This window comes from Emticicia soli (genome assembly GCF_037860775.1).
GTDB classification, from domain to species: Bacteria; Bacteroidota; Bacteroidia; order Cytophagales; family Spirosomataceae; genus Emticicia; species Emticicia soli.
Window position 1 is genome coordinate 33534 of the sequence record NZ_JBBEWC010000014.1, and the last position, 13632, is coordinate 47165.

9 protein-coding genes are annotated in these 13632 nt (G+C 39.5%); all 9 read left to right on the top strand.

All coding sequences use genetic code 11. The features are described 5' to 3' along the window. Positions 1 to 58: 58 nt before the first annotated feature. The 9 genes from WAE64_RS20610 to WAE64_RS20650 all read left to right on the top strand — a co-directional run bounded on the left by WAE64_RS20610 (position 59) and on the right by WAE64_RS20650 (position 13625). Positions 59 to 883, top strand: coding sequence for an alpha/beta hydrolase (locus tag WAE64_RS20610; protein WP_340239766.1), 825 nt, complete (start codon positions 59 to 61; stop codon positions 881 to 883). A gap of 11 nt (positions 884 to 894) precedes the next feature. Next, the gene (locus WAE64_RS20615) at positions 895 to 2460 is read left to right on the top strand and encodes a carboxylesterase/lipase family protein (protein ID WP_340239667.1); all 1566 of its coding nucleotides are present in this window, start codon (positions 895 to 897) and stop codon (positions 2458 to 2460) included. 149 nt (positions 2461 to 2609) lie between these two features. Beyond that, complete coding sequence (locus WAE64_RS20620) at positions 2610 to 4571, top strand: alpha-L-fucosidase (protein WP_340239767.1); 1962 nt, start codon at positions 2610 to 2612, stop codon at positions 4569 to 4571. Positions 4572 to 4579: 8 nt separating this feature from the next. Next, complete coding sequence (locus tag WAE64_RS20625; RefSeq protein ID WP_340239668.1) at positions 4580 to 5701, top strand: alpha/beta hydrolase-fold protein; 1122 nt, start codon at positions 4580 to 4582, stop codon at positions 5699 to 5701. Positions 5702 to 5736: 35 nt separating this feature from the next. After that, positions 5737 to 6912, top strand: coding sequence for an alpha/beta hydrolase (locus WAE64_RS20630; protein WP_340239669.1), 1176 nt, complete (start codon positions 5737 to 5739; stop codon positions 6910 to 6912). Between the two features lie 165 nt (positions 6913 to 7077). Continuing rightward, entirely contained in the window at positions 7078 to 8157 is a 1080-nt protein-coding gene (locus WAE64_RS20635; protein WP_340239670.1) for an alpha/beta hydrolase-fold protein, read from the top strand. Positions 8158 to 8213: 56 nt separating this feature from the next. Beyond that, complete coding sequence (locus tag WAE64_RS20640) at positions 8214 to 9296, top strand: alpha/beta hydrolase-fold protein (RefSeq protein WP_340239768.1); 1083 nt, start codon at positions 8214 to 8216, stop codon at positions 9294 to 9296. Positions 9297 to 9369: 73 nt separating this feature from the next. Further along, positions 9370 to 11292, top strand: a complete 1923-nt coding sequence (locus tag WAE64_RS20645; RefSeq protein ID WP_340239671.1) for an alpha/beta hydrolase-fold protein — start codon at positions 9370 to 9372, stop codon at positions 11290 to 11292. 56 nt (positions 11293 to 11348) lie between these two features. Further along, complete coding sequence (locus WAE64_RS20650; protein ID WP_340239672.1) at positions 11349 to 13625, top strand: beta-L-arabinofuranosidase domain-containing protein; 2277 nt, start codon at positions 11349 to 11351, stop codon at positions 13623 to 13625. Positions 13626 to 13632 lie beyond the last annotated feature (7 nt).

Here is a 13632-nt window from a genome sequence, read left to right on the forward strand (position 1 = left end):
GGCTTTGCAAGGAAAAAAAATAACTATTGACGAAAGTAGTATTGTGCCTTCGGAGACAATGTTACTTTACCCTGATAAAGTACCTAATTCAAAGCCCTCTGAAATAAAAGAAATAGGTGCTGAGAATGGAGTTTATAAGGGAATCACAAAACCTACGTTAGAATATTATAAAGCCGACCCTAATCTTTCTACAGGTGCTGCTGTAGTTGTAGTTCCCGGTGGGGGCTATAGCGTAGTTGTTTATAATGGCGAAGGAATTAACACAGCCAAAGCGCTTGCCGAAAAAGGAATTGCCGCTTTTGTATTAAAATATCGCCTTCCGAGCGACGATATTATGGCTGATAAAAAAATAGGACCTCTGCAAGATGCACAACAAGCCATGAAAATGGTGAGAGAGAATGCCGATAAATGGGGCATTGACAAAAATAAAATCGGTATAATGGGCTTTTCGGCAGGAGGGCATCTAGCAAGTACAGCCGCTACCCATTTTGACAAAGTAGAGATAAATAATACTGAAAATACAAGTGTCAGACCAGACTTCCAGATTTTAGTTTATCCTGTAATCAGTATGCGTGATAGCCTGGCACATAAGGGATCAAGAGAGAATCTGTTGGGTAAGAACCCTTCAAAAGAGGATATAAGCTATTTTTCTAATGAGTTACAAATCAAACCAAATACCCCTCCAACCTGGATTACACACACTGCCGACGATAAAGTAGTGGATGTAGATAATAGCATAGCCTATTTTGAGAGCCTTCGCAAAAACAAGGTTGAAGTAGAAATGCACATTTTCCCCAAAGGCGACCACGGATTTATATTTAGGCACAAAGGGTGGATGGACCCTCTTTTTGACTGGTTAAAACGCAACGCCTGGATAAAATAAACAATACCACAATGAAGAAACAAACAATATTCTGGCTTAAACTATTAGTAGTAGCTTTACCATTTTCGGGTATTGCTCAATTAGCAGCACCTGTAAAAACACAAGAGGGTCTTGTGCAAGGTACAGTAGAAAATGGCTTGTCGGTATTTAAGGGGGTTCCCTTTGCTGCTCCTCCTGTAGGAGAACTTCGTTGGAAAGCCCCGCAAGCCCCTAAAAGTTGGGAGGGTGTTAAAACTGTTACTCAGTTTGCTCCGGCTCCATTTCAAGGTGGGAATCCGCCATCGGGCAAAAGTGAAGATTGTCTCTACCTGAATATCTGGTCGCCGGCTAAAACCCCTAAAGATAATCTGCCTGTAATGGTCTGGATTTATGGCGGCGGATTCAGTTTTGGCTCAACATCAGAACCTGTTTATTCAGGTGAAAATCTTGCAAAAAAAGGAGTTATACTGGTAAGCGTTGCTTACAGGGTAGGGCAGATGGGATTCTTAGCGCATCCTGAATTGAGTGCAGAAAGCCCTAACCATGTATCGGGCAACTATGGCTTGCTTGATTTGATAGCTGGTTTGCAATGGATTCAGAAAAACATTAAAGCATTTGGGGGTAATCCTGACAAAGTTACCATCTTTGGTGAGTCAGCAGGCGGTATAGCCGTTAGTATGCTATGTGCATCGCCTCTGGCAAAGGGCCTTTTTCATGGAGCTATTTCTCAAAGTGGGGGCTCATTTGGGCCGTATCGTAGCACCACATATCCGGGCGAAAACCTAAAACTTTTACCATTTGCCGAAAAACAAGGACTTGAGTTTATGGAAAAAGCGGGGGCACAAAACCTGGCTGATTTACGAAAAATGCCTGCCGATAAACTGCCAATGGGTTTTGGTATGCCTGGTGCATGGCCTATTATTGATGGCTATGTGATACCGGATGACCAACATATACTTTATCAAAAAGGACAATATAATCATACTCCTATATTAATCGGATATAATTCGGATGAAGGAGCGAGTTTTTCTCCGCCAAAAACACCTCAAAACTATATAGATGGTACAAAGAAACGCTATGGTAAGTTTGCCGATGATTTAATACAGGCTTATCCGGTAGGAGAAACCAATGTTCCCAAAACAGCTCGTGATTTGGCACGTGATGCAGCTTTTGGCTGGCATACCTGGAGCTGGGCAAGCTTACAAGCCCAGAATAGTAAAGCAAAAGTCTATTATTACTATTTTGACCAACATCCCGACTTCCCTGCTGATTCTCCTCGGTATGGATATGGTTCTCCGCACGGCCAAGATGTTGGCTTTGTATTTGGGCATCTTAATCCTTCGAGCACAGAAGCTACACCTACTGATGCGAATGTATCAGAAACAATAATGACCTATTGGACAAACTTTGCAAAGAATGGTAACCCTAATAGTAAGGGGCTGCCAACTTGGGAAACATTTACAAATGATAAGCCAAGAGTAATGTATTTTCAGCAAAAAGCAATGATGGGAGGAGTGCCGAGTGAAACAGCATTGAAAAGCCTGGATAAATATTTTGAATGGAGAAGAACTCCTGAAGGAAAAGAATGGGCAAAATAAGTTTGTAAACTGATATTATAAGTAAAATGAAGCATCTAACACTCAATATATTACTTTTAAATTTAATAATCTGGGCATCTTTTGGTCAGGTAACGCCACCTGAGTCTTTTGGCCCCATACCCAGCGCAAACCAGTTAAGGTGGCAGAAAATGGAATATTATGCTTTTATCCATTTTTCTATAAACACTTATACCGATATGGCCTGGGGTTTTGGTAATGAAGACCCTACTTTGTTTAATCCAACAAAACTAGACTGCAGACAGTGGGCCAGAATCTGTAAAGAGGCAGGAATGAAAGGCATTATATTCACAGCCAAGCATCACAGCGGGTTTTGCTTATGGCCTTCAAAGTACACCGATTACTCTATAAAAAATTCGCCTTGGAAAAATGGCAAGGGCGATATAGTAAAAGAGATGGCTGATGCCTGTAAAGAATATGGGCTTAAATTCGGAGTTTATCTATCGCCTTGGGACAGAAATCACCCAGACTATGGCAAGCCTGAATACATTACTTACTTCCGTAATCAGCTAGAGGAACTTTTGACAAACTATGGAGAAGTTTTTGAAATATGGTTTGATGGTGCCAATGGAGGCTCAGGCTATTATGGTGGCGCAAACGAAACACGTAAAATAGATGCCAAGACTTATTATGATTGGCCTAATACCTATAGCTTGGTGCGTAAACTTCAACCTAAAATTGTTATCTGGAATGATGGTGGTGATAGAGCAGACCTGCGATGGGTGGGTACAGAAGCAGGATATGTAGGAGAAACAAACTGGAGCTTATTGAATGCAACGGAAGATGTACCCGAAGAAATGTTACGCCATGGCTTGGAAAATGGAGATACATGGGTGCCTGGAGAAGTAAACACCTCTATTCGCCCCGAGTGGTTTTATCATGAGCGAGAAGATAGACTGGTAAAAACTTTACCACAATTAGTGGATACTTATTATAACTCAATAGGGCGTAATGCAACCTTACTTCTCAATTTTCCTATTATGCCTAATGGGTTAATTCATCAAAAAGATGAGAAAGCAGTACAGGCTTTTGCTAAGGCTATCAAAGAAGCGTTTGCTGTAAATCTTGCCAAAGGTGCGCGTATTACTGCATCAAATGTTCGGGGCAAAAGTCAGGCGTTTGGCGCACAGAAAGCTATTGATGCCGACAAAGAAAATTATTGGGCTACTGACGATTCGGTTAGAAAAGCCTCACTTACACTTTCTTTGGATAAACCTACTTCTTTTAACCGCTTTCTGGTACAGGAGCCTATCTATTTAGGGCAACGTGTTAAATCATTTAGTGTAGAAGCTATGGTAGATGGAAATTGGAAAGAAATTGCCAAAGAAACCACTATTGGCTATAAACGTATTCTTCGATTTCCATTAATTAAGGCTACTCAGGTAAGATTAAACATTCTTGATGCTAAAAGCAATCCTTTAATATCGAATCTTGAAATTTATAAAGCGCCGATAATACTTACTCCGCCTACCATCACACGTGACCAGTCAGGAGATATACACATTAAAGCAGGAGATTCCGAATCAGAGGTGTATTATACGCTTAATGAAATCATGCCGGGGCCACATACAGGTAAATATAAATCTCCAGTCAAAACCAGCGAAGGGAAAGTAACGGTAAAAGCGATTACTTATAATCCTTTTACAAAACAGACAAGTATAGCCAGTGAAGAAAAGTTTGATATTGCCCGCAAAAACTGGAAAATAATAAATACTGATAACCAAGCGGCCTATCAGGTTTTAGATGGAAATTCTTCTACCTCGTGGCATCAGAGTAAAAGCCAGGGGATACCCACAGAGTTGATAATAGACTTGGGTAAAGAGGAGAGTCTGGTGGGTTTCAGGTACCTGCCTGACCAGAATTGGTGGGCTGATGGCAGCATAATTACGCACTATCAGTTTGAGGTTTCAGCAGATAATAAAGTATGGAAAATAGTAAGCGAAGGAGAGTTTTCGAACATAAAGAATAATCCTTTCTGGCAAAACAAAACTTTTGAAACTGTGCAAGCAAGATTTATAAAGTTACGGGCTTTGAAAAACATAAAGGAGGGGTCAGCCCCGGGTTATGCAGAAGTAGACATTATTACTAAATAAAAATTCTGATGCTTACTATACACAAAAAACTTATCGTCGTTTTGTTATTATTCTCTGGTTTTGCAGGTAAGGCACAGCCTAACCCAAGGCCAGTAGTTGTTTCGCCGGAAGTGCATTCCGACAACACAGTTACTTTTCGTTTATATGCTCCTTTAGCTAAAGAAGTAAAACTGAATACCCAGTTTGAGAAAAAACCTTTGGTTATGAGTAAAGACGAACAAGGAGTATGGAGCGTTACCTCAGCACCCGCAAAACCTGATATGTACCCTTATGCTTTCAATGTAGATGGTTTACAAGTAGCTGACCCTAGTAATTCGGCTGTTTTTCCGAATGAAGGATTTCAGAACAGCCTTGTAGAAATCACAGGTAGTTCGCCTCTGATTCATACAATTCAGAATGTAGCACATGGTACTGTCTCTTATCGTTACTATCAGTCTCCCGAGCTAGGTATGAGAGCGGTTGTGGTATATACGCCTCCTGGCTATGAGGCAAACACCAAGAGCAATTATCCTGTGCTTTATTTGTTGCATGGCACTACAGATACCGAAGAGACCTGGACCAAAGTAGGGCGTGCAAATATTATTCTCGATAACCTGATTGCAGAAGGAAAGGCTAAACCAATGATTATAGTAATGCCCTACGGTAGAGCCTATCCCGTAATTAGTAAATCGTCGGGAAGTTTGAGAAACTGGGATAACTTGCAGGAGTTTAAAAAAGATTTTTTCAATAATCTGATGCCTTTTATTGAGAAGAACTACCGAACGATAAAAGACAAAAACGGACGGGCTATTGCGGGTTTTTCGGGCGGTGGTGGCACTACTTTGTATTTTGGATTAAACAATACAGATAAGTTTGGATATGTATGTGGCTTTGCGCCTGGAATGCTGAAAAATGAGTTTGACAGAAACAACGAGGTAGCGTTTAAAAATCCTGAACTTGTAAATAAAAACCTCAAGTTGTTCTGGATAGGTGTGGGTAAAGAAGATGGGCTATATGGTGTAAATCAAGAGTTTATGCAGGTGCTTGACCAGAAGAAAATAAAGTATGAAAGCCTTATATCAGAAGGCGGCCATACCTGGATGAACTGCAAGCTATACCTATCTACCATTGCACAAAAATTATTCAAATAAGTAAACTATTCTTGCATTTAACCAAAACCACAAATATGAAAACTAAAACAAATTTTTGCCGTTTTGTGCGCTATATAATGCTGGTGCTGCCAGTTATGGCAATAGCTAATATTGCCTGGAGCCAGCCGCCAAGAGGCCCTTTAGTTATTTCTCCACAAATAAATGCCGATAAGTCGGTAACGTTTCGGTATCTGGCACCAATAGCAAATGAGGTAAAATTGAGTGGGCAGTTTTTAAAAGCACCTGTTGCCATGACAAAAGATGCTCAGGGTATCTGGAGTGTAACTACTGAGCCTATTAAACCTGATATTTATCCATATAACTTTCAGGTAGATGGTATCGGGGTAATGGATCCGGCTAATGTAGCTTTTTTCCCGAACGAGCGTTTTAAAGCTAGCCTTGTTGAAATCCCTGCCGATGTTCCTTCGGTATACTCATTAAGAGATGTGCCTCATGGTACAATCAGTTACGAGTATTACCCTTCTGTAGAAGGCTCAACCGGAACCTTAGTTGTGTATACTCCCCCTGGCTATACTAAAGAAAAAGCAAAAAAGTATCCTGTTTTTTATCTGATCAGCGGTACAACCGATACAGAAGAAACATTTTACAAAGTAGGTAAAACCAATTTTATACTGGATAACCTTATTGCTGATGGTAAAGCCAAACCCATGATCGTTGTGATGCCTTATGGAAATCCGGCTGCCCGTATTGCTGAACAAAAGGGTTTATCTAAACCTGCCGACATCATGAATCGCGACAGCGAAGATGCAGTAAAAAGAGCCAAGTTTTTTGAGATAGATTTAATTACAAATATTATCCCTTATATCGAAAAAAACTATCGTACGCTTAATACCCGTGAGAATAGAGCTATTGCTGGCTTTTCGAGGGGTGGAGGACAAACTCTGAGAGCTGCTTTTAACAACATGGATAAATTTGCCTGGGTATGTAGTTATGCTTCATATATATCGCCTGCCGAAATGGATAGAATATTCAGTCATATTACAACTAATGCAGAGCAAACTAATAAACAACTAAAGCTGCTATGGTCGGGTATTGGCACTGAAGATTTCTTATACAAAGGTACTGTTGAGTTTGAAGAGTACCTTAAAGCTAAAAAGGTAAACTTTAAAAGCTATGTAACTGACGGCGGCCACACCTGGATGAACGTGAAGAAATACATGAGCGAAACCTTGCCCTTATTGTTTCAATAAACCTCTAATAATCAATGAAAAGCTATGCTGTGTTTAAGTTAATTATCTTTTTTAGTACTTGGCTTGTAGAAAATACTTCAGCGCAAAGCAGTGCCAGAAAGAATTAAGGCTTTAATTATAGATGGCTTTAGTAATCATGATTGGAAACATTTTAACCAATAAACTATGAAAACAATTACCAATGGTTTCCTGATATTGTTTCTTTTTAGCACATGTCTTTTTGCTCAGCAAAGGCCACCTGCTATTAGCTCACCAGACGTCAATGCCGACAATAGTGTAACTTTTAGATATTTTTCTAAAAAAGCGCAAAAAGTAACACTATCAGGCGAGTTTCTGAAAGCACCTGTATCAATGACAAAAGATACATCAGGGATTTGGTCTGTCACTATCCCGAACATCACACCAGATATTTATCCTTATAGTTTTTATGTAGATAGTGTTCAGATAGCGGACCCCAACAATACATTCATTTTTGCGAATGAACGTTTCAAACGCAGTATTGTAGATGTACAAGGCAAAACCCCTCTGGTACATTCATTACAAAATGTGCCTCATGGCAAAATTCATTATCAGTATTACAATTCTAAAACTTTAGGGCGCACACGTGACCTGCTGGTATATACCCCCCCAAATTTTGATGCCAGCGGTAAAACAAAATATCCGGTACTTTATCTGATTCATGGAGGTTCTGATACGCAGGAAACCTGGACAAAGGTAGGTCGGGCAAATCTGATTGCTGATAACCTTATTGCACAAGGTAAAGCTACACCTATGATTATTGTAATGCCTTATGGCAATGTTCGCCCAAGTCCGATGCCTGATTTTACCAAAGAAGTTATAAACGATATTATTCCGTTTATAGAAGCAAATTATCCGGTAAAAACAGATAGTAAAAATCGTGCAGTAGCTGGTTTTTCGGTTGGCGGTGGCCAGACACTTAATATAGGTTTTACCAATACCGATAAGTTTGGCTATATATGTTCTTATGCACCATATACAGCTACCGAAGAATTTAAGAAGAATTTTACTGATTGGAATCCCGATGCCAATCTGATAAATAAGCAGGTTAAGTTATTTACTATCAGTGTAGGTACTGACGATTTTCTTTATGAAAGTGTAAAACAAAACATTGCTATGTTTCAGGAAAAGAAAATTAAAGTTGAGCCTCTCATTGTATCGGGTGGCCACACTTGGATGAACTGCAAGTTATTTCTGGCAAATTCGCTTCAAAAAATTTTCAAGTAAAATAAAAATAAATTATGATGAAAAATAAACTTTTTAAAATCACACTTTTTACTGCAATGTTGGGTGGTGCTTGCGTGGGTCAGGCACAGCAAACCAATGTAACTGAAGATTTTAAGCCTTCTTCGTTGAACCAGCCCGGACAAGAGTATCCGATGGTAAATTCGCAAGGTTATGCTCGGTTTAAAATAGTAGCACCCGCTGCCGATAGTGTAAGGGTAAGTTTGGGCCTTGGCGGTAAAGGCGGCACAAAATTGAGTAAGGCAGAAGACGGCACTTGGATGGGTACTACCGAAGGACCAATGGACGAAGGGTTCCATTATTACAATGTAAGAATTGACGGTGGTAAATTTAATGACCCCGGCACATTGAACTACTATGGCTCGGTACGTTGGGAGAGTGGTATCGAAATTCCTGCCCATGACCAAGACTTCTATGCATTAAAGAATGTGCCTCATGGACATGTACAACAAGTGCTTTTCCCTTCGCCAAGCACCAACACCTCAAGAAGAGCATTTGTATATACGCCTCCGGGGTACGAGAAAGATTCAAAAACAAAGTATCCGGTTTTGTATTTACAACATGGCTGGGGCGAAGATGAAACAGCATGGAGTAACCAAGGTCGTGCTAACCTTATTATGGACAACTTAATTGCTGATGGTAAAATTAAGCCATTTATTATTGTAATGACCTACGGTATGACCAACGAGGTAAAATTTGGAGGTTTACGTAATTTTAAAATTGAGCCTTTTCAGACTGTACTTATTAATGAGTTGATTCCGTATGTTGATACCAATTTCCGTACACTAGCTAATCGGGAGAATCGTGCAATGGCAGGTCTATCGATGGGAGGGATGGAAACAAAAACAATCACGCTTAATAATCCGGATGTGTTTGCTTATTATGGTTTGTTGAGTGGTGGTATCTATGAACCTGCTGACATCAAAGATAAATCTAAAGTAAAGCTTGTGTTTCTGAGCTGTGGTAGCAAAGAGCGCCCTGATGCTGTGAAAAAAGCAGCAGAAGCATTGAAAAACGCTGGTTTCAATGCGGTATCTTATATTTCGGAAGGCACTGCACACGAATTTCAAACCTGGCGACGTAGCCTTTATCAATTAGCGCCACTACTCTTTAAAAAGTAAATAAGTGTTCAGAAACACTTACAAGTAGGTAACTTTGGAAATAAAACTGGATTGAGCTAAATTATTATTAAGTATGAAAAAAATATTATCAATCATAGGATTTTTGGGTATTATGATTTCTTCATTTGCTCAGAATTTCGAAAAAGAAGCACCAAAAGGGTTTGACAAAGAGCGTGCAGGAATTGCCAAAGGCAAGCTAGATACGATTAAATACGAATCTAAAACCGTTGGTGCAAACCGCAAAGCATTAGTTTATACCCCACCAGGTTTTGATAAAAAGAAAAAGTATCCGGTACTTTATCTGTTGCATGGCATAGGTGGTGACGAAAAAGAATGGTTAAACGGAGGCAATCCTCCTGTGATTCTGGATAACCTCTATGCCGAAGGCAAACTACAACCTATGATTGTAGTAATGCCTAACGGAAGAGCTATGAAAAACGACCGCGCAGTAGGTAATATATTCGACAAGGAAAAAGTAGAGGCTTTTGCAACTTTTGAAAAAGATTTATTAAATGATCTTATTCCGTTTATAGAAAAAAAATACCCTACACTTACTGACCGTGAAAACCGTGCCATTGCAGGGCTTTCGATGGGAGGGGGGCAGTCGCTCAATTTTGGTTTGGGGAATCTGGATAAATTTGCTTGGGTAGGTGGTTTTTCGTCAGCTCCTAACACAAAACGCCCCGAGGAACTAGTTCCTAATGCTGAGGAAGCTAAGAAAAAACTTAAGCTTCTCTGGATTTCATGCGGCGACGCCGACGGCCTTATTACTTTCAGCAAACGTACTCACGATTACCTGTACGAAAAAGAGGTACCACATATTTACTATATTGAGCCGGGTGTGCATGATTTTAAAGTCTGGAAAAATGGGCTTTATATGTTTTCACAGTTTTTGTTTAAGCCAATAAGTACTAAAGACTTTACAAAGTATTCTGTGTTAGGAACACCCGCCGCAACTAATATCAGAAATGCCAAGTACCCACAGATTTTACCTGATAACCGTGTGGTATTCAGAGTAAAAGCCCCAGAAGCGCAAAAGGTACAGATTGATTTGGGTAAAAAGTATGATATGGTAAAAGACACAAGTGGTTTCTGGATGGTTACCACCGATTCTATCAGCCGTGGCTTTCATTATTATTCTTTATTAATAGATGGCGTGGCAGTTGCCGACCCTTCAAGTGAAAGTTTCTATGGTATGGGGCGAATGGCAAGTGGAATTGAAATTCCGTACAAAGAGGGTGGATTTTATGCTTTGAAAGATGTGCCACATGGCGATATTCGTATAAAAAAATACTTTTCGAAGGCTTCAAATTCATGGCGTGAAATGTATATTTACACCCCACCAGGATATGATGCCAGTGCCGATAAATACCCTGTATTGTATTTATTGCATGGAGGCGGCGAAGACCATAGGGGCTGGGCTACACAAGGTAAAACAGATTTGATTTTAGATAACCTGATTGCTGATAATAAGGCTAAACCAATGCTGATTGTAATGATGGATGGCAATATAGGCATGGGTGGAGGTATAGCAGGTTTTGGAGAAAATGCACTGAAAGCTTTTGAAAACGAGTTAAAAAATGCAGTAATCCCTTTTGTAGAATCAAATTATCGGGTTTTAACTGATGGTAAAAATCGTGCTTTAGCAGGGCTCTCTATGGGAGGTTTACAAACACTTCATGCCGGTGTGCGTAATACCGATATGTTTAATTATCTCGGAGTTTTCAGTTCAGGCTGGTGGGCTAATAATACGAAACTGTCAGACCCACAATATGAATTTATGAAAACTAATAGCGATAAAATAAACTCTAATCTTAAAGAGTTCTGGATTTCGCAAGGAGGTAAAGAAGATATTGCCCATGCTAATGGTCAGATTATGATGAAAAAATTTGATGAAATGGGCGTCAAGTATAAATACAGCGAATATGCAGGAGGGCATACCTGGCCTGTCTGGCGACATGATTTGATGATGTTTGCGCAGTTATTATTTAAATAGAAAATGTTGAATGCTATATGCCAATCAGCATGAAATGTTTCTAAAATTTAGTATTAATGAAAATTAAGTATCTTTTTGTGTTTCTTATCTGGTCTGCATCTGTCACTGCACAGATGCAGGCTTTTTCGCTGAAGGAAGTGAGATTAGAGGAGGGCATATTCAAAAATGCTCAGGATGTCGATTTGAAGTACATATTGGCGTTAGAACCAGATAAATTACTTGCTCCCTATCTGATTGATGCGGGCTTACCATTAAAAGCCGAGCGATATGGGAATTGGGAAAGTTCTGGCCTTGATGGGCATATAGGTGGGCATTATCTTTCGGCCTTAGCCATGATGTATGCAAGTACAGGCAATGTCGAAGTAAAGAAACGGCTGGACTATATGGTTTCAGAATTGGCTCGGTGCCAAACCCAAAATGCTAATGGCTATGTAGGAGGGATTCCGCAGGGCAAAGTCTTTTGGGATAGAATTCACAAAGGTGATATTGATGGTAGCGGATTCGGTCTTAATAATACATGGGTGCCGTTTTATAACATTCATAAACTTTATGCAGGTTTGCGAGATGCTTATGAATATGCACATAACGAGCAGGCCAAAGAAGTTTTAATAAAACTCGGAGATTGGTTAATTGAGCTACTAAAGCCTCTTTCTGATGCACAGGTTCAGCAGATACTTCGTACCGAGCATGGGGGCATCAACGAGTCTTTTGCCGATATTTTTATTATTACAAAAGAACCAAAGTATCTCGATATGGCACAAAGGCTTTCGCATCGTGCAATTTTAGAGCCATTAATCAACAGGCAGGATAAACTCACAGGGCTACATGCCAATACGCAGATTCCTAAAGTAATCGGTTTTGAAAAAATTGGTCTTTTAAGCAGTAAGCAAGATTGGTCGGCAGCAGCACAATATTTTTGGCAGAATGTTTCGCAAACCAGAAGTGTAGCATTTGGCGGTAATAGTGTGCGTGAGCATTTTAATCCGGTAAACGATTTTAGCAAAATGCTGCGTTCGAATCAGGGCCCTGAAACCTGCAATTCATATAATATGCTACGTTTAAGTAAAGCATTGTTTCTTGATAAAAATGATGTGAGCTACCTGGATTTTTATGAACGAACGCTATATAACCATATCCTTTCAAGCCAGCACCCCCAAAAAGGCGGCTTTGTTTATTTTACGCCTATTCGGCCTAATCATTACAGGGTTTATTCTCAACCCGAAACTAGTATGTGGTGCTGTGTAGGCTCAGGAATCGAGAATCATGCAAAGTATAATGAACTGATTTACAGTTATTCGGCAAACGATATTTTTGTTAACCTTTTTATTCCTTCTAAGCTAGATTGGAAAGCAAAAGGTATACAATTGATTCAGCATACAGCGTTTCCGTATGAAAACCAGACTGAATTGATTCTCAATCTGAATCAAGCACGCTCATTTGCATTAAATATCCGTTATCCAGAGTGGGCAGAGCAGTTTCAGATTTTTATTAATGGTAAAAAATATAGCTTTGAGGCTAAACCCAAAAAATACGTGTCTATCAACAAAAAATGGAAGCCGGGTGATAAAATTATTGTACGTTTTAAAACATCTCCACGGCTCGAGAAACTTCCTGATGGCTCAGATTGGGTAGCGTTTTTAAATGGCCCTATTGTATTGGCAGCTAAAACTTCGGCTAAAGATATGACTGGTTTATTTGCAGATGGAAGTAGAATGGGGCACGAAACAAAGGGGTCGCTGTATCCGATAGATAAGGCTTTTCCATTGATTAACGATACAGGTAATTTTATTTCTCAGCTAAAACCACTTGGTAATCTTCGGTTTGGTTTAGATTCACTTTTGCTACAGCCTTTTTTTGAAATCCATGAGGCACGCTATCAGATGTACTTTCCTAGATTTACGCAGGAGTCTTATGATGCGCAACAAATGAAATTGAAGCAAAAAGAAAAGGAATTTCTGGCAATAGAAGCCCGTACAATAGATAAAGTAAATTGCGGTGAGCAACAATCAGAAGTTGACCATAATTTTAAGGGAGAAAAAAGCAATGCGGGTTATGATGACGAAAATTTCTGGCGGTCGACACGTGGGTATTTTTCTTACCAACTTCAAAATAAAAATCTTGTGGCAAAATACCTTGAAATAGATTTTATAGATGATTTTGATGTAGAAAATATTAAGATTCTGATTAATGGCAAGCCTGTAGAAATCATCAAAAAAGAAAAAAAACTAGTTGTAATTAACAATGCTGATACTGAATTGATAGAAGTAAAAGTTGAAGTTAATAATAATAAAGCATCGCCTCGTTTTGTTCAGTATCGGCTAATGCAAGAGTAAACCTAAA